We start from the raw sequence: 20,646 nt of genomic DNA on the forward strand, positions 1-20,646 counted from the left end.
CAACACCGCTAAATCAACTACTTACCCCTCCACAGGACACCGGAGGTGAGCAAACTCAGCTCACCCTCCTATGAAAAACGTTGGGACACTACTGGTCTGACACCCTTTTTTTCACGCGACGTGCACCCGCGCGTCGCCTGCTGCCATGCGGCCGATGACGGCGGCGGCCTCGAAGCCGCCGGCGCGGAAAGTCGCCAGCACGTCGTCGACGGCGGACGGATCGCACGAGACCAGCAGGCCCCCGGACGTCTGCGGGTCCGTCAGCAGCGTGTGCTGGGCCGGTGTGACGGTGGGCGCCAGCGTCACATCCTTGCCGTACGCATCCCAGTTGCGGCCCGAGGCTCCCGTGAAGAAGCCGTCGTGCGCCAGCTGTTCGACGCCTGGCAGCAGCGGAATCTTCGCCATGTCCAGGTGCGCCGCCAGCTTAGCGCCGCGCGCCAGTTCCAGCAGGTGGCCCAAGAGGCCAAAGCCGGTGACGTCCGTCAGCGCGTGCACGCCCGGCAGTTCGGACAGCGCCTTGCCCGGCTTGTTCAGTTTCGTGGTGCTCGCCACCATCGCGGCATAGCCGTCGGCACCCAGCACGTTCTTCTTCAGCGCCGCGGACAGCACGCCCACGCCGAGCGGCTTGCCCAGCACGAGTACGTCGCCGGCCTTGGCGTCGGCATTGCGCTTGACCTTCGACGGGTGGACGAGACCCATCACGACGAGGCCGTAGATCGGCTCGACGGAATCGATCGTGTGGCCGCCGGCGATCGGAATGCCCGCTTCCGCGCAGATCGACTCGCCGCCCTTGATGATTTGCCCGATCGTCTCGATCGGCAGCTTGTTGATCGGCATGCCGACGAGGGCCAGCGCCATGATCGGCGTGCCGCCCATCGCGTACACGTCCGAGATCGCGTTGGTGGCGGCGATGCGGCCGAAGTCGAACGGGTCGTCGACGATCGGCATGAAGAAGTCCGTTGTGGCGATCAGCGCCTGCTCGTCGTTCAGCTTGTAGACGGCCGCGTCGTCGGCCGTCTCGATGCCGACCAGCAGTTCCTTCGGCACGGGGAAGCCGCTCGAATTCTTCAGGATCTCGGACAGCACACCGGGGGCGATCTTGCAGCCGCAGCCGCCGCCGTGGGAGAAGGAAGTCAGTTTGATCGGTTCAGTCGTCATGATGTGTAGTACCAGATTAGGGATTGAGCAGATTATCCACCAGGTGGAGCAAAGCTGCTTGCTCGGCCGCGGGCGCGAACAGCGGCGCCCGGGCGGCGCACTGGGCGCGCAGCAGCGCGGCAAAGGCCTCGTCCTCGATGGCGCGGTCGATCAGCCGGGCCAGCGCGGCCGCGTCGCCGGCGGGGAAGTAGCCGGCATAGTCACTGCCCAGCATGCCGCGGTTGCCGTCGATGTCGCTGGCCAGTACGGGCACGCCGGCCGTCACGGCCTCGATGATGACGTTGGCGCCGCCCTCCATCTTCGAGCAGATCGCCATCGCATGGCTGTGCCGCAGGTGTTCGCGCACCTCGGCCTGCGGCAGTGCGCCCAGCCAGCGGTAGCGCGGCAGCCGCGCCGCCGTGTCCTGCGCCAGCGCGCCCAGCGCCGGATCGAGCGCGCCGCCGATGTGCAGCAGCCGCGCGCGGGGGCTCGTCACGAGGCTGGCCGCACGGATGAACGTGGCCGGGTCCTTCTCGTCGCGCAGGTGGCCCGCCATCACGATCGTGCCGCTGCCCACCGCGCAGGCCGACGGCGGCAGCGCGGGCGCGGACTGGTAGATCACGTGGGCCTTGCCGCGCACGTCGTCCGGCAGCTCGGCCAGGCCGGCCGGCTGCAGCAGCACCAATGCGTCCGCGCTGCGCAGCGAGGCCGCAGCGGCGGCATCGTCATGGATGTCGCGGTACAGGTCCGTGCCTGTCAGGACGAGCAGGGCGGGGCGGCCGGGATGGCGGGCGCGGAACGCGGCCAGCGCGGCGGCCGAGCGGCGTGCGTGCAGTGCGATCAGCAGGTCCGGCGCGGGATCGCCGTTTGTCCAATCGGCGGCGATCGTCACGTCGTGGGGCGCCAGGAAGGCGGCCCAGCGCACCGCCGTGTGCCAGTTGCCGTTGTTGTCCCGCGCGGTACCGGGGCTGACGATGCGGATCGTGTGCTTGCCTGCGGAGTTACCAGTGGCTGCCATGTCAAATCGCTTGGGTTTACAATCTCGCAATGAATTCCATTACCGCTTCCTTCCGCACCGCGCGCACACAGCAACTGGCCGAGGCCTTGCAGAATGCGCGGCATTATACGCTGGCGCTGTTCGACTGCTTTGCCGCCGCCGGCATGGACGTGCCGCGCAACGTGCCTTACCTGCGCATCGTGAACCCGCCGCTATGGGAACTGGGCCACACCGCCTGGTTCGCCGAATGGTTCATCCTGCGCGAGGCGCTGTCGAGCCACCCGGCCGATGCCCAGTCGCCGTCGCTGCTGACGAAGGGCGACGACTGGTTCGACTCGGCCAACGTCTCGCACCGCAGCCGCTGGAACCTCGACCTGCCGACGCCGGGCGGCGTGAAGACCTATTGCCACGAGGTGCTCGACCGCGTGCTCGACAAGCTGTCGCGCGAGGCCAGCGTGGACGAGGCGCTGTACCCGTACCGTCTCGCGCTCGCGCACGAGGACATGCACGGCGAAGCGTTCCTGTACACGCTGCAGACGCTGGGCCTGGAAGCGCCGCCCCAGCTGACGCACGACGACAGTGCATATGTGAGCCCCGGCGACATCCGCTTCCCCGGCGGCACGCTGCAACTGGGCTGCGCCGCCGACACCGCAGGCTTCACGTTCGACAACGAGCGCGCCGTGCACCCCGTCTACGTGGCGCCGTTCCGGATGGATGCGGCGCTCGTGACGAACGGCCAGTACATGGACTTCATCGGCGACGGCGGCTACGACAACCGCCAGTTCTGGAGCACGGCCGGTGCGAACTGGCTGATGCACCAGGACCGCTGCGCGCCGCGCTACTGGGAGCGCGACGGCGGCGACTGGCGCACGGTGCGCTTCGGCCGTGCCGCCACGCTGAACCCCCACGAGCCGGTGCGCCACGTGAACCTGTACGAGGCACAGGCCTACTGCGCCTGGGCCAACCGGCGGCTGCCGACCGAGGCCGAATGGGAATACGCGGCGCTGTACGGCCACCCGGCATTCCGCTGGGGCCAGTTGTGGGAGTGGACCGCGTCGCCGTTCGAACCGTATCCCGGCTTCGCGCCGGACCGCTACCGCGAATACTCCGAGCCGTGGTTCGCCACGCACCAGGTGCTGCGCGGCGCATCGTTCGCGACGCCGTCGCGCCTGGGCTCGGCGAAGTTCCGCAACTTCTACATGCCGGAGCGGGACGACATCTTCTGCGGCTTCCGCACCTGCGCCTGGGAGTAGAGCTTCAGCTTCGGGGCGGGTAGCGTCAGGCGGCGAGCCGGCGCAGCGCTCCACCCACACGGGGCTGCGCGGGCGCCTCGTCCAGCGTGAAGCTGGCGACCAGTTCCGCCAGACGCGCGGCCTGTTCCTGCATGCTCGCGGCGGCCGCTGCCGCTTCCTCCACCAGCGCGGCGTTCTGCTGCGTGACGGTGTCCATCGACGTGATGGCTTCGTTGACGTGGCCGATGCCGGTGCTTTGTTCCGACGACGCGTCGGCGATCGACGCCATGATCTGCGTGACGCGCGCCACGCTGTCGACGACGTCGTTCATCGTGCTGCCGGCCTGTGCGACGAGCGTGCTGCCAGCGCTGATGCTGTCGACCGAATTGTTGATCAGCTCCTTGATCTCCTTGGCCGCTGCGGCGCTGCGCTGGGCGAGGTTGCGCACTTCGGCGGCGACGACCGCGAAACCACGCCCCTGCTCGCCGGCGCGGGCTGCCTCGACGGCCGCGTTCAGCGCCAGGATATTGGTCTGGAACGCGATCGAGTCGATGACGGAAATGATATCGACGACCTTCTTCGACGACGCGCTGATCGTCTCCATCGTCGACACGACCTGCGACACGACCTGGCCGCCTTGCTGCGCGACCGAGGAAGCGTGCTGCACCAGCGAATTGGCCTCGCGCGCATTCTGGGCGTTCTGGTTGACGGTGGACGTCAGCTCCTCCATCGACGCCGCAGTCTCTTCCAGCGCGGAAGCCTGCGACTCGGTGCGCGCCGACAGGTCCATATTGCCGGTGGCGATCTGCGCCGACGCGGTAGCGATCGTTTCCGCGCTGCGACGGATCTCGCCGATGGTGCGTGCCAGGTTTTCCTGCATCGTCTTCATGCCATACAGGACGCTGCCGCGATCGTTGGCGGCCGTGTCCACGTGCACCGACAGATCCCCGGCCGCGATGCTGGTGACGATCGCCTCGGCATAGCCAGGGTCGCCGCCGATCGTGCGTTGCAGGCTGCGGTTGATGACGCCGACGATGGCCGCGAGGATGGCGCAGACGACCAGCAGCACGCCAGCCGACTTTGCCAGGGTGACGCGGAATGCCGCATCGATGTCGTCCATGTAGACGCCGGTGATGACGATCCAGTCCCACGGCCGATACGCGGCCGCGCGGCTGAGTTTCGGTACCGTTTCGCTGCCGCCGGGACGCGCCCACCAGTATTCGGCAAAGCCGGCACCCGCCGCGCTGTGCCCGGCGGCGACGATGTCGCGGTACAGGTAGTTGCCTTTCTTGTCCTGGAAATCAAGCACGTTCTTGCCCTCGGCTTCCGGCTTGGTCGGGTTCATCACCGACACCCCATCGCCGCTGACGATGGACAGGTAGCCGTCCTTGCCGTAGCGCTGGTGGCGCAGCAGGTCGATGGCGAGCTTCTTTGCTTCGTCCTGGCTGATCTTGCCGGCTTGTGCCTGATCCGCATACATCTTCACGCCGGACAGCGCCGTCTCGACGATGTTGGTCAGGTCCTGCTTGCGCTCGTCAATGCGGGTCTGGCGGATCTGGATGGCTTCGAACAAGAAGATCGCTGTGATGCAAAGCAGGCTGCAGATCAGGGGAATCCACAGTTTCTGCTTGAAGGTCAGGGATTTCATGGCTGGCTCGCTGGAGTGGCTGTTACAGACGAGCATAAGGCAGCTATCGGAAACTGGTCCGTATAAACATGAAAGACGTTAATTCTGGTTGTGTAGTTGCAACTACTTTGTTTTGTGTTGTTGGGCTACATGTGACTGGCCTCAACCGCGCCCGCTCTTCGGCATCGTTGAAATCAGGCTTGCACCGCAACTCGTCTTATGCCCCTCGAATGCTACGGGCACGCCATCGATGGTTACGTTCGGATCGCCTTCGGTAATGATGCAAACCGTATGGCCGGGCAGGGGACACATGCAGCGGTCACCCTGGCGCGCGACGGCCACGCCCATGACGTTCGTCTTCGGCGCGGCCGACACCACGCGGCCGCCATGCGTGGTGGGATCGTTCAGTCTGATTACGCCCTTCATGGCATGCTCCCCGTCATTTCGAATACCCCTGCGATGCGGGCGGCGCATCGTGGCGCAGCCCCCACCACATCAGGAACACATTGTTTTCGCCCCGTGCGCGGAACCAGGGCTTGTCGTGATCGATTGGACGCACCCTCTCGGGCGGGACGACGAGGACTGCTGTCGGCTTCGTACTGTCGGTGGTGCCTGCCACGAGCACATTCTTGCCAATGTGATTGGCGTAGGCGATGCCCAGCGCGACGTTGGTCAGTGCCGTACCCGCGCCCATCTCGCCTAGCAGGGCAGGCGTGTTGAAGGTTTGCTTGGCGAAGTCGAACTCGGCGACTTCGGTCGCGAGGGTGCGCGCGAGGTTACCCAGGCGCTCGGGTGAGGCGGCGTGGGTATTGTTGGCGTCGTGGATGACGTAGCCGATGTCCGTTGGCTTCTTACTGGCGTTCTCGACGGCCTTGTCGAGTGCCGCCTTCCACGCCTGGATCGTGCGGGGCTGCTCGGGCCTGGTTTCGAAGTCTGCCACGTCGGCGCTGGCCGGATAGCCGATCCAGGCCAGCGGCGCGCGCCCGGTCTTGTAGTTGGGACCGGCCAGGACGAGCAGGACCATATTCTCGTTGATCTGCTTGTCCTTCGGGCGGCTGGGGGCGTCCCAGTTCATCGCCCATACGGTTTCGTCCGGGTGGGCTTGCAGGTAGTCGAGGGCAGCGGTGAGGGAGGTAAAGCCGGCATTGGGCCCGCCCTGAGTAACCCGGACATCTGGCAGCGAATCTTTTGACCAGGACTTCGGGAAGTGGGGATTGCCGATCTGGAAGCACTGACGGATATTGTTGCGTGCAAAATCCGCCGCCTCAATGGCGTTTATAGTATTTTCTGGCAGCGCGTATTCCACACGAATCCCGGCCAGTTCCCGCCAGCCCGACCTGTCCTTTAGCGAGTGCACATTGTAAAAGTAGGTAGGGCTCGCAAAGTAGATGTCGTGCATATGTAGAGTTATCATGTCGAAGTATTGCTCGTGATAGTCTTTGAAGCTAGTCTCTCCATCCCAACCGATAGCTATTGAGCCAACAACTCCAAGTTTGGAATATTTCTCTGGCTTAGTGTTAACCATATCGTCGCCCTGATTCGGTTTTGTTAACCCAAGTGTCCATAGCAGCTGCCATTCGGTTGGGTAGTCTCGTCTCTGCAATGGATTGAGCCATTGCACTCCGACCACTTGTGCGGCAAATGTGCGCCCCGGAAGCACTCTATTTGTGACTAAAGGTGCAGTGGAGCTCGATAAATCTTGTTTTGTCCGGCAAGAGGCCGGCAACGCAGCGGTAAGCACGGCGACTACAGCAGGAATTAACATAAAGCGGGTCATAGCCTCTCCTAAGCCGAGTCCGTTGGCGAAATATGGAACTGTTGCCGCTGTATAGAATAATGATGCGGCGGCCGCTGCAGAGAAGCTCATGCACGCGATGAATATTTTATAGGTTGTTGAGGAAGCATTTCTCACTGTCATCCCCCATTTGGTTTCGTGGATTGTCGCGACTGGTTTTCTCTTCGGTCGACAATGCCATGAGGCATCTCACCCTCGCCGTTGGGAGTTCTGCACCACTCTTGAAGTGACAGGTCGTCCAGAAGGCCATACTTGAAATACTGGTTAAAATTTGCGAGCGGACCTTGCGACCCTTTAGTAAGTCGCCAGTCCGCAGCCAGTCTGAGAACGCGCATTTCACGCAAAGGGATCCTGCACACCCCCACCGCCACGTCATACGCCAGCGCCTTCCTTGCATTTTCCGGATCGGTCATGATCGTCGAGTGATCCGTGGCATTGCTGTCGACGTTGTTGGCGAGGTAGCCCTTGATTTTCTGGTTGCGCCACGTCTTGTACTCATCGCTTGCCTTGTCGGGTTCGTCTTCAGCCGTTACGTGCGGTGCATCCTTCTTGACCAGCTTCTCCTGCCGCGCTTCCATCCGCAGCCGTGCATGATGTTCATAGCGCAGCTGCGCCTCGCTGCGAGCATCTCCTCTGCCCGCATCCGTGGCAGGGCGCTCGGGTTCCCCCTTGCGCCGTGCGATCTTGCGGTCGCCGGCGTATGGATCGTCCTCCTCGCGGGCGCGGGTGGGGTCGCGTTCCTCGCCGGGGGCGGTGCGGCCCTGGTCGAATGGGGCCTGTTGGCCATCCGGCTGCGTTCCAGGCTTGAATGGCTGCGGGAGATCGGGCGCTTGCAGCGGGATCGTCCATCCTTTCGGGGGCACCGCGTTGATGGGGATTCCGGTTGTCTTCGTTGCCAGGATCATCAGCGGCGCGGCGACGAAGCTCACGATGGTGCCGACCCAGCCATCGTTCGGGCTGGAGGAGAGCTTATAGCTGACGACCGGCGAGGGCGGCATCCAGAAGCGGCTGCTTCCTTCGTCGATCTTGCGGTAGTGGTCGCCCCAGTAGCGGTAGTGTCCGCGCACGCCAACGGTGAACCCTTGCGCGAATACCCGCTGGCAGAAGACGCCATGCCCATTCGTCGCGTCGATCTCCTTCTCGCTCATGCCGAGCCAGCCGATGCCGCGGATCGTGGTCGACGAAATCACCTGGTCGTGAGGATTGCAGTACAGCGTTACGCGACCGCAGGTACGCTGCGGGGTGCCGTAGCCGAACGTATTGCGGTCGGTTGTGGCATCGAACTGATGCAGCTTGTTTGCCATCGCCACGTTGATCTCGTCGGCTTGCTGCGGCATGGACGATGTCGGCTGTCTAATGATGTCGAAGAAGTTCTTCATTGTCGCGATCCGTGCTTCAGCCGTTTGCCGGCCGGTCCCGCCATCGCGGTCCTTCATATGCCTTTCGCTCCAGTTATCGATGAACTCGGCCGTCTGCAGGCTGTAGGGCGGGTTGCACAGCACGTAGGTGTCGGCGACGCAGCGCGCGGTATTCCCTTCGCGCTGCGCGGACATCTGGTCGCCCAGAAAGGCCGCGGCGATCGCCACCATGTTCCCCTGGCTGTGGCAGACGATCGTGATCGGCGTGTTGGCCTGCTGCTTGCGGATCGCTTCGATGAGTTTCGCCAGGCGCAGTGCGGCAAGGACGAAATAGGCGCGTGCCGGGCAAGAGAATACGGGGCGGTCGTCCACCGGGTTGAAGTGCCCGATGTTCCACCACAGGAACATCGACTGGGATACCCCTTCGCTCCACAGGTCCGGCAGCGACGTGCAGCCGTTGGCAAACGGTCCGCCGCCCCAGTAGTTGTGTTCATTGAGGAAAATGCCTTCGCCGAATTGCTGCAGTTCCTCCGAGCTCGCCTTGTACCCCCAACGGAAGCGAATGACGGGGGAGAAGTGACTGCCTTCCTCGATGAAGTTGTCGGGCTGGCGGTCCGGGTTGACGTAGCCGTCACGCGTCAGCTCGCCCATGTACTTGGCCGGCGTCAGCTGTCCACCCTCCGGACAAGGGAACGCCATCTGCTCGTCCTTGCGCTTGAGCCGCTCGTTCAATCCGCGGCACAGTCCTTCCTCGGCCTGGTCATACCACTCCCCATCGGAGTTCACGCCATGCACGAAGATCACGATGCCGGGCAGCGGCAGCTGCGTGACGATGCGAAGGTAGGAGTCCTTCAACAGCGTCACGCCGCCGGTATCGCAGATGACGGCCTGCTGCGCGACGTCGAGCTCCTTTGTCCTTGCTTTATCTGCTGTGTGCGATGCACTGATTCTGGTCATCGAATGACTCCCATGTCGAAACGTTGGTCAGAACTGTTCGGGATCGGCAAGCGCCTTGATCACTTGCACGTGATCGGCCGTGATCTTTTCGCCTTCGCCGGCGCTGTTGGTCTTGACGGTGCGTCGCGCCCCGCCGACGTCGAGATTGAGCTCGAAGTCCTTGACCGGCTCGCCGTCGCTGCTGCGCACCACGCGCGGTGTGCGAACGAACTGCCCCTCACCGAACGACGGCAGCTCCGCTTTGCGGCTCGCGGAGCCGTTCCAGTTGTGCCCATTCGTCTTGACCGTCATTGCGCCAGGTCCGCCGATCTCCGGCCCGCCGCCTTTCAGCGCCAGGTAGGCACCGTCCTTGTTGACCAGCACGACCTCCTCGGCCATGATGATGACGCGCCCCCTGGCGCTGATCTTCACGTCCTTGCCCGAATCGATCTGTGTCGTATCGTGCTGGCTCTGCATGACGAGCGGCCCGTGGTGCGCGATGGCGTGCAGCCCGTCCGCGTGCGAAAACAGCGAAATGCCCTTGCCGGCATTGACGTTGTAGCGCTGGCCAGCCGTCAGTTGCAGGTGCTGCTGCGCGACCGTGTCGACGTTCGTGGCCGCATAGGAGACGATCGCCTTCGACGTCGCGAAGCTGATGCCGTCTGGTGCGGTCACGGCGATTGCAGGGGCGCCGCCCTTATCCCACTCCTTGAGGGACGCCTGCAGCGCGGCCTGCTCCTGGCCGTCGACGGGCAAGCCTTCATGGGACGCCGCATAGTCGCCCAGTGACCGGAACAGCTGCACGCATTCCTCCATCAGCGCCAGGCAGTCGGATCGGTCGAGCTGCTTGCCGCCGCCCCCGAGCCGCCGCCATGCCGACAGCAGCATGCCTTTCCCGGCGCGCAGCGCCATCTGCTGGTCGGTGGTCAGCTCGGCGCCTTCACCGCGACCCGCGGCGGTGCCGCCGGTGCGCGGCTGCGTAAGAAATCCCAGATTCAGTTCGCTGCGGCCATGCTCGCTCGCCAGCTGGGCGCTGATCTCGCCCGGCGTGTCGTCCAGCCGCAGCTGGTTCACGCGGCTGCCCTTGACTTCGCGGGACTGCAAGCCCGACACATAACGATTGCCCGGCAGTCCATCGGTGCCGAGGTGTGGCGGGTGGGCGGCGGCGTTGTACAGTTGCCCGATCACGACCGGCTTGTCCGGATCGCCCCCCAGGAAGGCGATCAACACCTCCGTTCCCGCGCGCGGCAGCGACAGGGCGCCAACGTGCGATCCGGCACCGGACGTGCTGCCTGCCCAGTTCGTGGCGAGCCGCACCCAGGCGGAGTCGGCATCCGTGCCGGACGCGCCGGCACCGTCAGCGTGTGCGTGATCGCATTCGCGCATACCGCCGAAACGTACCTTGATTCGCCCGAGTTCATCGCAATGCACCTCCTCGCCAGCCGGGCCGACGACGATCGCGCTTTGCATCTCCGCGCGCGGCCGATCGGAGCGCGGATCGTAGGACGGGACGAAGCGGATGTCGCGCCGTACACAGTGCATGCGGATGAAGAAGCGCATCTCGCCGGCGTCGAACCAGTTGCGGGCGGCGAGAGGCAGGGCGGGGCCATCGCTGTCCCAGCGGTTGCGCGCGAACAGGCGTTCGACGCGCGCATCGAAGGTCTTCGGCAGGTTGTTCTGCGCCACGATCTGCTGGGACAGGACGATGAATTCGCGCTGCTCGTCAGGTGCGTCGGTCAGGTCCGGGTGATCGTCCAGCGTGAAATACTCGCCGGCGCGGCATGCGCGTACGCCGCCTTCCGCGTAATAGCACTTCGCTTCGAAGTCCGATCGTGCGATCGTCTGTTGAGCCAATGACCCGAGGTCGTCCGCGCTGTCCCTGACGTGCGGCGCTTCGATCACGTAGCGTTCCAGCTGCGCCGCCAGCCTGTTGCCCCTGGCCCCCTGATCCGCTTCCGAACTGGCGCCGGCGGTCATGAAGCCCGTTCCACGTGGGTTGGCATAGTCCCAGCTGAAGTTCGTCTGGCGGCCGGGCTGCAGCGTGCGTACTCCGCACCATGCGGTGATCGTGTCGCGCTCTTCGGTCGCGTTATCGCGATGGAAGCGCACCCGCCCGGCAGGACTTCGCACGAGGCGCTTGCCATCGGCGAACAGCACCATCGTGTGGATGGGCGCGTCGTCGTCGCCTTCCGTGTCGGATGATTCGGCATGGCCCGGACGGAAATACCAGCTGATGCCGCGCCGCCGCAACAGGCGGCGCACGAAGCCGGCCGTGCTTTCGTTGTATTGCATGATCTGTCGGCGTCGCGGAAAGTTGCGCGCTGCGAGCGCAGCGTCGACGCAGAACTCGAATGCCGCCGCCAACGCCGGGTTGTCGCGGCGTGCTTCGGTGAGGAGGATGCGCACGACTTCCAGCTCCGTCTTGTCCAGGAAGATGCGGGTGCCGGCCGTCAGGTCGAGAATCGCCAGCGCGTCGCGCAGTACAAGCTGATACGTTGCCAGGCCGCCGTCGCTTTCCCCCTGGCTGACCTCCGTCACGATCCCGCAGATGCTGCGCAGTTCACCGACGTCCGTCACGATGTGTACGGCGCCGGCAATGCCGATCAGCTCCTTGAGCGGCAGGCCGACGTCGAGCGATACGCAGTACACGCGTAGTTCGATGCCGCCGCAGACCGCTTCCGTGCACGTGACGCGCTGCGGCAGCAGCACGCCGTCCGCCATCCCGTCCGGCAGGGCCAGCGTCATTCTGATGGGCCGGTGGCGCGCCGATAGATACGCTTCCAGTGAGGCTTCGTGGTCCAAGATGATCTCCGTTCGCTATAACAGCTCGATGAGGTAGCGCGTCTCGTGCCGGTCGTTGGCCGACCTTGACGTCACGAGAAAGCTGGCATAGCCCAGCCGCCATGAGCGGTCGAGCACGATCGGTTTCACGTCCTGTGCGCGCAGGATCAGCCGGATCTCGTAACGCAGCGCAGGTACGGCGAACAGGGCCAGCATGGCGGCCAGCGCTTCTCCACCCGGTGCTTCGGGAAGGAAGTGATCGAGTTCGATGCGCGACAAGGGGCCCAGCCAAAGCCGCACGCACGAGCTGCGAGTGCGGTAGCGTGAGCCGAGGACGACGTCGCCGAGCCGGCAATTGCGCTCACCCAGCACGCTCAATTCGCTAGGCGCGAGCGTTTCCCACACGTCGACAAAAGGCTCCAGTCGGATCGGCACGCGGAAATGCTCGCGCAGGATCGCCGTCAGCAGTTCCGCGCAGACGGGCTGCTGGCCAATCGACGGTGCATGATGCGCCGCGACCTCCACAGGCAACGCCGCGGTTCCGGCGTGACGCGGCAGTCCGGCCAGGCACAGCTGCATCGTGAGCAGCGCAGCGCGGCCATCCTTGCCCAGGCGGTATTCGACATGGCACTTTTCCCAGGCACGGTAGAACAGCAGCACTGAGCGTTGGGAGAAGCAGTCGAGGAAGGCGCGGCTAGCGTCGCTCCTTTCGCCGTGGACCTGGGCGGCGATGGCTTCCGTGTAGAAGTAGGGCAGCGCGCCTTTGATGCCGAGGAAGCCGATGAAGGCCGGCGTCAGGTGGATCCGCGTGCCGTCGGACACGAGGGTTTCGATCTGTCCCGCCGGGAACCCGAGCGACACGCTGTTGCGGAACCGTAGCGCGTGTTCCAGGGGAGAGGGCCGCAACCATGCGTCAAGCAGGCGCACGGCCTGGAAGAAGGCGAAGCTGTGCGGCCGGTCGAACAGCGCGCGGATCAAGCCAGTTGGATGGCGCCATGCCGGGGCTTGCATCGTACCAGCTCCTTTCCATTTGCGAGCGACACCACCGTCAGCTGGGTGAAGCTGTTGATGTGGACGGACAGCCCGAAGAAGTGATCGAGCACCTGTGCGAACAAATGCAAGCCGGTGCCGACGAAGGCTTCGTCGTCGACGGTCACCGTGACCTCGACACCATGCACCAGCGTGCGGTGGCCGTCGTTCCGCATCCACAGCCGCGCGCGGCGATGGGCGAGGGCCACGATGGCGCCGATCTGCCGTTGCGTGACCGGCGACTGCCGTGGATCGTGCAGCGCCAGCGCTTCGCGCAATCCCGCCACGCCCTGTTGCACGATCGCCGAATGGCTGAGGGCCAGCTGCGATATCAACCGCCACCGGGCGTCGTCGCTGAAGCGGTAGGTCGGAGTAGGGCGGTGCAACAACCGTACGACCGATCCCCCCATGGCCTGCTCCAGCATCAGGTCTCCTTCGACACGGCCGTGGCGCAGCGTGTTGGGCAGATCGCGGTTCGTGCAGGTGAGATCGGCCGAGACGCTGGCGTTCGCCGATGCAAGCGGGTCGAATGCGCGGTCCACCAGCGCGATCCGCATCTCATGGCCGGGATGCGTCACGGCGCGGAGCGGGTCGCGCCGCACCAGGTAGTATTGGCCGCGGCCTTGCTGCTCACCGTGGCGCAGCGCGTAGTATGGCCGGAACTCGGTGATCGACGGTGTCCCTGGCGACTCGCGCAGCACGGTGACCTTGTCCACGCTGTACACATCGTATGCGCTGGCGGGGGAGCCTTCCGGTGCGAGCTCGTAGTCAGGGGCGGCAAGGCTCATGTCGATCGGACAGGCGGCGCGCGCAAACAGGTTGACTGCCGGTGTACAGCCCGTGAGGAGGTTCGCCGGGGACACGCAGGCCAGCCGCAGCGACACCGCGGAATCGGGCTGCACATCCAGGCCCAGATGAAGCGTCAGGTGCCGGCAAGAGCGAGGAATGCAGCGGGCCAGCGCCTGCCAGTCCACGTCGATGTAATCGAATTTTGCGGGGAACGCAAAGTACTCGGCCAGCAGACGGTAGGCCGGGTGCGCCGACGCTGGTGCGGGCAGCAGTGCTTCGTCGGCGCCGAAGCCCGCGGCTGCGAGCGGCACCGTCTCCAGGCCGCGCCAGCTACCATCGTCCAGCTCGATGCAGGCGCCGCGGGCGTTCAGGAACAGCGCGTCCCGCAGCGTGGCACACAACGACGGTTCGCCGGTGATCAGCAGCCGCAGGGCCGGCAGACCGGGTGAGCATGCATCGGTTGTGCCCCACTCGATCTTTATGCTGAGCGCGGAAACGACGTCGGCGTGACCTCGCATCGCGGGTGGAAAGTGGAAGATCGAATGGAACGCCACGTCCGCCAGCTGCAACGGTGTGACGTGCACGTCCTGGGTAGTGCGGAACCGGCAGGTCACGCCATTGTCCGGATGGGCGCTCATCATCGTGCCGCGCGGGAGCGTGAAGACCTTGCCGGCGGCTATAGCGGGCCCTGCCTCGACCCGGACATTGGCGGTCGACGGGAACGGTCGCAGGTAGTGCGGATAGTTGACGTTCAGGAGTGCCTCGGTCAGCTTGCCGTCGTTATCGTCGATCAGCCGCGCCGTGCGCGCGTTCGATAGCGCGGTGGCCTGTATCAGCCTCTCGATATGCGGATCTCCGGCGGCGCCGTCCGCCATCCCCAGCTGCGTCGCTTGCGCCGGATAGGTTGCTGCGAACTCCCGCGCATAACCTTGCAGGAAGCCCAGTTCGCGTTCGTAGTACTCGCGCAGTTTCTTCATCGGCCCTCCGTCAGCGGATCGAGTAATGGAGGCTCGATGGTTCGAGCATCACGTCGAACCGGACCCGCTCGTTGTCCGCCCTGTGCGACAGCGCGCGCAGTTGGCCGGTTATGAGGAGGCTGAGCCGGTTGACCGACCCGGGCTGGTGGACAAGCTGTACGCGCACGCGCGCCAGCCGGGGTTCATGGCGGACGATCGCCGCCTCGAGCCGGTCGCACACCTCCTTCTGGTCGTCGCTGCTGGACAGGGACAGTTGCGCGAAATCGGCCAGGCCGAAATTGGCGACTGACTTCCTGCATAGCGGCAGGCCGGCCAGGTCGGTGTCAGGAATCGCCGTGCGCGTATTGAGCAGGTTCTCGAGATCGCGCGTGATCGCGCGCTTGAGCTGTTCGGCGGTCAGCCCGGCAGGCTGGCCACCCGGGCCCGTCAGGCGGTCCCAGATGCTGGATGTGAATACTGTAGTGCCGGCTTTGGTCATCGCTTCTCCCATGCTCCGTTGAGCTGGGAGATTCTGCCGCCGCCGGGCGGAAAGGAAGTTGCGCTAGCGCAAGTTTATGCTGTTGGGCCGTTCGATGGCGTGGCTGCGCGGCGCCGCCGCCCGAGGCACCTACCCCTCATACACCTCCAGCGGCAAGTCATCCGGATCGGCAAAGAACGTGAAGCGCCGTCCGGTATGTTCGTCGATCCGGATCGGCTCGACGGCAATGCCTTGCTGCTCCAGGTAAGCCTTGCATGCCTCGGCATCGTCGACGGCGAACGCCAGGTGGCGCAGGCCGCGCGCTTCGGGGTACGAAGGCCGCGCCGGGGCGTTCGGGAACGAGAACAACTCGATCTGGGAGCCGTCCGGCAGCTGCAGGTCCAGCTTGTAGGACTGGCGTTCGGCCCGGTAATGTTCCGCGATCGCGGGCAGGCCGAGGATCTCGCTGTAGAAGCGTTTCGAGCGGGCGTAGTCCGAGCAGATGATGGCCGCGTGGTGGATTCTCTTGAACATCGGCGTCCTTGCTTGCGGGAGGAGGGAAGGCATCGGCTGATGGCGTGGGCCATCCAGCCGATGCGTGGCGGTGCTTACTTCTTCAGGTGGTCATCGAGCCAGCCGATCACCGTGTGGTGCCACAGGATCGAGTTGGCGGGCTTCAGCACCCAGTGGTTCTCGTCCGGGAAGACGAGCAGCTTCGATTCGATGCCCCGGCGTTGCAGCGCCGTGAACGCGCCCAGCGCCTGCGCGGTGGGGATGCGGAAGTCCAGGTCGCCCTGGATCACCAGCATCGGCGTCTTCCACTTCGTCACGTGGTGCACCGGGTTGAACTTCTCGTAGCCTTCCGGGTTCGCGTAATACGTGCCGCCGTTTTCCCATTCGGTGAACCACAGTTCCTCGGTCGAGTAACCCATGCCGCGCTGGTCGAACACGCCGTCGTGGTTGACGATGCACTTGAAGCCGTCGCTCCAGTTACCCTGGATCCAGTTCATCATGTAGCCGCCGTACGAGGCGCCCAGCGCGCAGGCGTTCGACGTGTCCAGCCATGGGTATTTCTGGCCTGCCGCCGCGAGACCCTTCTTCAGGTCTTCGAGCGGCTTGCCGCCCCAGTCGCCGCTGATCGAATCCGTGAACGCCTGGCCGTAGCCGGTCGAGCCGTGGAAGTCGATGAATACGGTCGCATAGCCGGCGCCGGCATATACCTGCGGGTTCCAGCGGTAGCTCCACGAATTGCCGAAGCTGCCCTGCGGGCCGCCATGCACGAGGAAGGCCACCGGGTATTTTTGACCCGGCACCGCGTTCCACGGCTTCATCACGTGGCCATACACGGTCTCGCCGTTGGCACCCGTGAACGAGAACTGCTCGTACTCGCCCATCTTCACGTCCGCCAGGCGTTCGCGGTTCGCCTGCGTCAGTTGCACGGCCTTGCCGCCGGCCAGCTTGTACAGCTGGGCGCCGTCGGCCAGGCTGTTTTGCGCGTACACGACGGTGTCGCGCTTCGCGTCGAACTCGGCCACGTAGCCCTTGTCCGTCAGCGCCGTCACCTTGCCGGATGCGACGTCGAGCGAGAACAGCTTGTGGTTGCCGATGTCGTCCGCGTTCGCCAGCAGCGCCTTGCCGTCCGGGCGCCAGCGGTAGTCGGCGATCGAGCGGTCCCAGCTCTCGGCCAGCACGCGCTTCTTGCCGGTCGCGACGTCCTGCAGGATCATGTGGTAGCGGTCGGCCTCGAAGCCGGGGCGCTTCATCGCCAGGTAGGCGAGCGTCTTGCCGTCGGGGGAGAACTGCGGCTTGGTGTCCCAGGCCGGGTTGTCGGCCGTCAGGTTGCGCGGCGCGGTACCGCCGGCGGCAGGCACGTCATACAGGTCGAAGTTGGTCGACCACGATTCGGACTTGCCTGCCACGCGCACGGAGAACACGATGCGCTGGCCGTCCGGGCTGAACGTGTATTCGCCGCGGTCGCCGAACGGCTTGCTGGTGATGTCGCCATCCAGTGCGCCGGACAGGCTGACGGCCGTCGTCGCCGGCATCGTGCCCAGCGGGACGGAGTACAGCACGTTGCGCTTGCCGTCGGCCCACGTATCCCAGTGGCGCACGAACAGCTGGTCGTACAGCTTGCCCGTGGCCTTGTCCTTGGCCTTTGCGTCGTTGCGCTTCTGCGTGCACGCCAGGTCCGCGCAATCGCGGAACACGGCCAGCGTGACGGCCAGGCGGTCGCCCTTCGGCGAGACGTGGAAGCTGTCGACGTCGAGCGGCAGGTTGGTGACCTTGACGGCTTCACCGCCGCCGATGGGCAGGCGCCACACCTGCGACGAACCGGAGCGGCCGGACAGGAAGTAGATCGCGTCGCCGCTGGCCGACCATTCCGGGTCGAAGCTGGAGGAATCGTGCGACGTCAGCTGCTGCGGCGCCGGCTTGGCGGCGCGCAGGTCGATCATCCACAGCTGCGTGATGCCGCGGTTCTTCTCCATGTTCGTGCTGCGCACCGTGTAGACGACGCGCGTACCGTCCGGCGACAGCACGGGGCTGGCGACGCGGTCCATGCTCGCGAGGTCTTCGATGGTGAGGCCGCGCGGCGCGGCAAAGGCACTGGTGGCGGTTGCAAGCGCAACGCCGGTTACCAGCAGGCGTAAGGTCATTTCCGTCTCTCCGATCGTGAAAAGGGGAGGCCGGCGCGCGCCGGCCAAGGCGCGCATGATAACAAACAGCAAGCCACAACGGCGAATGACGGCTCAGCCCGTGTCCCCTGGTGCCAGGCACGAGGAGACACGAGCTCAACAGCGATGTCCCTTCGTGCCTGGCACCAGGGGACACGGCCTCTGCTGTCGGCTAGAACGGCAGCCCGTCCAGCGACGTGGGTTCGACGATCGGTGCGCCGCGGCGCCGGGCGCGCAGTTTGGCGGACATCTCGTAGGCCGCCTTGCGCACCCGGTTCACCGAGCCGATGGGGCGGTGCGCCGCGATGCCGTGCCATGGCGAGAAGCTCATGCCTTCGTCGATCGCCCGCGACAGCGCGTCGCTCCAGCCGGCCTGCGGCGGGGCGACGAGGCGCGCCACCGTCACGTAGGGACTGAGGTCCTCGCGCCATTCGGCCGACGCGTCCTCGATCGGCATCTCCTCGATGTTCGTGCACAGCTGCACGCGCAGGTCCCATTCGCCGCCTTGCTGGGCGAAGTGCTCGCGTACCAGGTGGCGCAGCACGTCCGGGGCGGACGAGACGTCCACCGGCGCGCCGTGCAGCGCCGTCAGGCCGGCCGCCGTCGGCACCAGCGCCACCTTGGCCATGTAGCGGCCGTACAGGATCGGCACCTGGCTGTAGTAGCTGTCGCCCAGCGGATGCGTGGCCGGATGGCCGCCCAGCGCCTTCAGCGCGGCGCTGCCGGTGCCGGTGCCTTTCTCCACGGCCGCCTCGACGCTGCGCAACGCCGCGGACAGCACGCTCTTCAACGCGGGCGCCTTGTCCGTCGTCGCGGCCAGCATCGTCAGGCCGTGCAGGAACGCTTTCGGGCCGGCGTTCAGGAACGTCGTCGCGTTCACGAGCACGAAGTCTTGCGTGACATCGTTTTCGCTGCCGGGCAAGCGATCGCCCGAAACGCCGATCACCTTCAGCGCCATGCCGCGCGGCGTCGAGACGGCGTCGGCCAGCACGTCGCCGGGCGTCGTCGACAGCCGCATCACGACCGGGTAATCGGCCGGCGTCGCGAACAGGCCCTGGGCCAGCGCGTGCGGCAAATCCGGCAGCACGCGCAGCTCGGCGCGCAGCAGGCCGTGGCTCTTCGCGTGCACGCTGCGCAGCGGCTGGCCGGTATCGCGGAAGGTCGTGTCCGCGATGTCGTGCAGCACGTCGAGCAAGTCGGCTTGCGTGTCGCCTTCGCCGTCTTCAGGCACCTCGTAGCGCGGGTCGTAGTCGATCGGGGGTCGCATGGCGTTTCCTTGTTCTTCTTGATGAACTGGACAGTGCCATCGATTTTCGCGCGCGCAGCTACGGTTGTCTGTGAACCAGCAAACAAAGTGCGCCAGGATGCGCGTTCGCGGCTCAGCCTTAACCACGCGCTCCAAACGCAAAAAGGGCGCGACGTTGCCGCCGCGCCCGTGTCTCCCCCATTGATTGGCGCGCCAGCCAGGCGGCGCGCCATCACCCTTTCCGGGAATTGTCGGGACTCTTTGCTTGCTACGTTGGTTACGGATACAGGCCGCGCACTTCGCGCGCCTGCAGCACGCGGGTGCATGCGAGGATGAAGGTCGCGGTACGCAGCGACACCTTCTTCTCCTGCGCCACGGCCCACACGGCGTTGAACGCGTCCTGCATGATGCGGGTCAGGCGGGCGTTGATCTCTTCTTCGCTCCAGAAGAAGCTGGAGAAGTCCTGCACCCACTCGAAGTAGGAGACGGTCACGCCGCCGGCATTGGCCAGCACGTCCGGCACGATCAGCACGTCCTTGTCCGTCAGGATGTCGTCCGCTTCAGGCGTGGTCGGGCCGTTGGCGCCTTCCAGGATGATCTTGGTGCGGATGCGGTTCGCGTTCTGCGCGGTGATCTGCTGTTCCAGCGCGGCCGGGATCAGGATGTCCGAGTGCACGTCCCAGAACGCGTCGCGGTCCAGCTGTGCCTCGGCGCCCGGGAAGCCCTTCACGCCGCCCGTTTCGGCCACGTGCTTGTGCAGTTGCGGGACGTCCAGGCCGCCCTCGTTGACGATCGTGCCGGTGTGGTCCTGCACGGCGACGACCTTCGCGCCGGCGTCAAAGAACATCGAGGCGGCGACACCACCCACGTTGCCGAAGCCCTGCACGGCGACACGGGCGCCGGCGATCGCCACGCCACGCTGGCGGGCCGCTTCGACGCCGACGACGTACACGCCGCGGCCCGTCGCTTCGCGGCGGCCCAGCGAGCCGCCCAGCGAGATCGGCTTGCCGGTGACGACGCCGGTCGACAGGTTACCTTCGATCATGGAGTAGGAGTCCATCATCCACGCCATCACCTGTTCGTTCGTGTTCACGTCCGGTGCGGGGATGTCCTTGGTCGGGCCGATGATCATGCTGATCTCGCTCGTGTAGCGGCGCGTCAGGCGCTGCAGCTCGCCGCGCGACAGCGTCTTCGGATCGACGCGGATGCCGCCCTTGGCACCGCCGTACGGCACGTTGACGGCCGCGTTCTTGACGGTCATCCAGGCTGACAGCGCCATCACTTCCGACAGCGTCACGTCCTGGTGGAAGCGCACGCCGCCTTTACCCGGGCCGCGCGACATATTGTGCTGCACGCGATAACCCTCGAAGTGGGCGATGCTGCCGTCGTCACGCTCGATGGGGACGTCCACGGTCAGGATGCGCTTCGGGCGCTTCAGCGTCTCGACCCAGCGCGACAGGCTGCCCAGGTGGGGCGTCACGCGGTCGATCTGTTGCAGGTATTGGCCCCAGGGGCCGAGGTCGTCGGGGTTGAGGTACGAAGGCAGTGCGTGGTTCGTCATTGGTTGTGACTCCTGATTCGCGTTTTGTGTTGGTTGCGGCCTCCCTCGTGGG

At 65.4% G+C, this 20,646-nt stretch carries 15 protein-coding genes; 1 reads left to right on the forward strand and 14 read right to left on the reverse strand.

Features of this window, described 5'->3' with window-relative positions:
- Nucleotides 1–111 precede the first annotated feature (111 nt).
- Both selD and senB read right to left on the reverse strand, forming a co-directional pair.
- On the reverse strand, nt 112–1,158 hold the full coding sequence (selD, locus tag IP92_RS19535; protein WP_145878182.1) for a selenide, water dikinase SelD: 1,047 nt from the start codon (nt 1,156–1,158) through the stop codon (nt 112–114).
- Between the two features lie 16 nt (nt 1,159–1,174).
- Entirely contained in the window at nt 1,175–2,155 is a 981-nt protein-coding gene (senB, locus tag IP92_RS19540; protein WP_145878184.1) for a selenoneine biosynthesis selenosugar synthase SenB, read from the reverse strand.
- 29 nt (nt 2,156–2,184) lie between these two features.
- Here senB and senA point away from each other — a divergent pair, with 29 nt between their 5' ends.
- The gene (gene senA, locus IP92_RS19545; protein WP_229418862.1) at nt 2,185–3,387 is read left to right on the forward strand and encodes a selenoneine synthase SenA; all 1,203 of its coding nucleotides are present in this window, start codon (nt 2,185–2,187) and stop codon (nt 3,385–3,387) included.
- Nucleotides 3,388–3,412: 25 nt separating this feature from the next.
- Here senA and IP92_RS30730 read toward each other — a convergent pair whose 3' ends face one another.
- The 12 genes from IP92_RS30730 to IP92_RS19605 form a co-directional block, all read right to left on the reverse strand.
- Nucleotides 3,413–5,014 (reverse strand): methyl-accepting chemotaxis protein, encoded by a 1,602-nt coding sequence (locus IP92_RS30730; RefSeq protein WP_145878186.1) that lies wholly within the window; start codon nt 5,012–5,014, stop codon nt 3,413–3,415.
- Between the two features lie 141 nt (nt 5,015–5,155).
- Entirely contained in the window at nt 5,156–5,419 is a 264-nt protein-coding gene (locus IP92_RS19555; protein ID WP_145878189.1) for a PAAR domain-containing protein, read from the reverse strand.
- 13 nt (nt 5,420–5,432) lie between these two features.
- On the reverse strand, nt 5,433–6,392 hold the full coding sequence (locus tag IP92_RS19560; protein WP_229418863.1) for a hypothetical protein: 960 nt from the start codon (nt 6,390–6,392) through the stop codon (nt 5,433–5,435).
- Between the two features lie 515 nt (nt 6,393–6,907).
- Nucleotides 6,908–9,103 (reverse strand): T6SS effector phospholipase Tle3 domain-containing protein, encoded by a 2,196-nt coding sequence (locus IP92_RS19565; protein WP_145878191.1) that lies wholly within the window; start codon nt 9,101–9,103, stop codon nt 6,908–6,910.
- 27 nt (nt 9,104–9,130) lie between these two features.
- A complete protein-coding gene (locus IP92_RS19570; RefSeq protein ID WP_229418864.1) occupies nt 9,131–11,827 on the reverse strand; it encodes a type VI secretion system Vgr family protein in 2,697 nt (898 codons plus the stop codon).
- Nucleotides 11,828–11,899: 72 nt separating this feature from the next.
- Complete coding sequence (gene tssG, locus IP92_RS19575) at nt 11,900–12,874, reverse strand: type VI secretion system baseplate subunit TssG (protein ID WP_145878195.1); 975 nt, start codon at nt 12,872–12,874, stop codon at nt 11,900–11,902.
- Complete coding sequence (gene tssF / locus IP92_RS19580) at nt 12,838–14,658, reverse strand: type VI secretion system baseplate subunit TssF (protein ID WP_145878198.1); 1,821 nt, start codon at nt 14,656–14,658, stop codon at nt 12,838–12,840. Before tssF ends, tssG begins: the two co-directional genes overlap by 37 nt.
- Nucleotides 14,659–14,668: 10 nt before the next feature.
- Nucleotides 14,669–15,136, reverse strand: coding sequence for a type VI secretion system baseplate subunit TssE (gene tssE, locus IP92_RS19585; protein ID WP_145878200.1), 468 nt, complete (start codon nt 15,134–15,136; stop codon nt 14,669–14,671).
- A gap of 129 nt (nt 15,137–15,265) precedes the next feature.
- Nucleotides 15,266–15,649: an SMU1112c/YaeR family gloxylase I-like metalloprotein gene (gloA2, locus tag IP92_RS19590; RefSeq protein WP_145878202.1), complete on the reverse strand. Its 384-nt coding sequence runs from the start codon at nt 15,647–15,649 to the stop codon at nt 15,266–15,268.
- Between the two features lie 74 nt (nt 15,650–15,723).
- On the reverse strand, nt 15,724–17,769 hold the full coding sequence (locus IP92_RS19595; RefSeq protein WP_145878204.1) for a S9 family peptidase: 2,046 nt from the start codon (nt 17,767–17,769) through the stop codon (nt 15,724–15,726).
- 190 nt (nt 17,770–17,959) lie between these two features.
- On the reverse strand, nt 17,960–19,054 hold the full coding sequence (locus IP92_RS19600; protein WP_145878206.1) for a catalase family protein: 1,095 nt from the start codon (nt 19,052–19,054) through the stop codon (nt 17,960–17,962).
- A gap of 256 nt (nt 19,055–19,310) precedes the next feature.
- Entirely contained in the window at nt 19,311–20,594 is a 1,284-nt protein-coding gene (locus IP92_RS19605; RefSeq protein ID WP_145878208.1) for a Glu/Leu/Phe/Val family dehydrogenase, read from the reverse strand.
- Between the last annotated feature and the right edge of the window lie 52 nt (nt 20,595–20,646).

It is taken from the genome of Pseudoduganella flava (assembly GCF_007830495.1).
Taxonomy (GTDB): Bacteria; Pseudomonadota; Gammaproteobacteria; order Burkholderiales; family Burkholderiaceae_D; genus Rugamonas; species Rugamonas flava.

What these genes read in the sequence shown, in the direction of transcription:
- gloA2 (WP_145878202.1), bottom strand. Translation starts at nt 15,649, where the DNA reads ATGTTCAAGAGAATCCACCACGCGGCCATCATCTGCTCGGACTACGCC.
- selD (WP_145878182.1), bottom strand. Translation starts at nt 1,158, where the DNA reads ATGACGACTGAACCGATCAAACTGACTTCCTTCTCCCACGGCGGCGGC.
- tssF (WP_145878198.1), bottom strand. Translation starts at nt 14,658, where the DNA reads ATGAAGAAACTGCGCGAGTACTACGAACGCGAACTGGGCTTCCTGCAA.
- IP92_RS19560 (WP_229418863.1), bottom strand. Translation starts at nt 6,392, where the DNA reads ATGCACGACATCTACTTTGCGAGCCCTACCTACTTTTACAATGTGCAC.
- IP92_RS19555 (WP_145878189.1), bottom strand. Translation starts at nt 5,419, where the DNA reads ATGAAGGGCGTAATCAGACTGAACGATCCCACCACGCATGGCGGCCGC.
- IP92_RS19600 (WP_145878206.1), bottom strand. Translation starts at nt 19,054, where the DNA reads ATGCGACCCCCGATCGACTACGACCCGCGCTACGAGGTGCCTGAAGAC.
- senB (WP_145878184.1), bottom strand. Translation starts at nt 2,155, where the DNA reads ATGGCAGCCACTGGTAACTCCGCAGGCAAGCACACGATCCGCATCGTC.
- tssE (WP_145878200.1), bottom strand. Translation starts at nt 15,136, where the DNA reads ATGACCAAAGCCGGCACTACAGTATTCACATCCAGCATCTGGGACCGC.
- IP92_RS30730 (WP_145878186.1), bottom strand. Translation starts at nt 5,014, where the DNA reads ATGAAATCCCTGACCTTCAAGCAGAAACTGTGGATTCCCCTGATCTGC.
- tssG (WP_145878195.1), bottom strand. Translation starts at nt 12,874, where the DNA reads ATGCAAGCCCCGGCATGGCGCCATCCAACTGGCTTGATCCGCGCGCTG.
- senA (WP_229418862.1), top strand. Translation starts at nt 2,185, where the DNA reads ATGAATTCCATTACCGCTTCCTTCCGCACCGCGCGCACACAGCAACTG.
- IP92_RS19565 (WP_145878191.1), bottom strand. Translation starts at nt 9,103, where the DNA reads ATGACCAGAATCAGTGCATCGCACACAGCAGATAAAGCAAGGACAAAG.
- IP92_RS19570 (WP_229418864.1), bottom strand. Translation starts at nt 11,827, where the DNA reads ATGACGCTGGCCCTGCCGGACGGGATGGCGGACGGCGTGCTGCTGCCG.
- IP92_RS19605 (WP_145878208.1), bottom strand. Translation starts at nt 20,594, where the DNA reads ATGACGAACCACGCACTGCCTTCGTACCTCAACCCCGACGACCTCGGC.
- IP92_RS19595 (WP_145878204.1), bottom strand. Translation starts at nt 17,769, where the DNA reads ATGACCTTACGCCTGCTGGTAACCGGCGTTGCGCTTGCAACCGCCACC.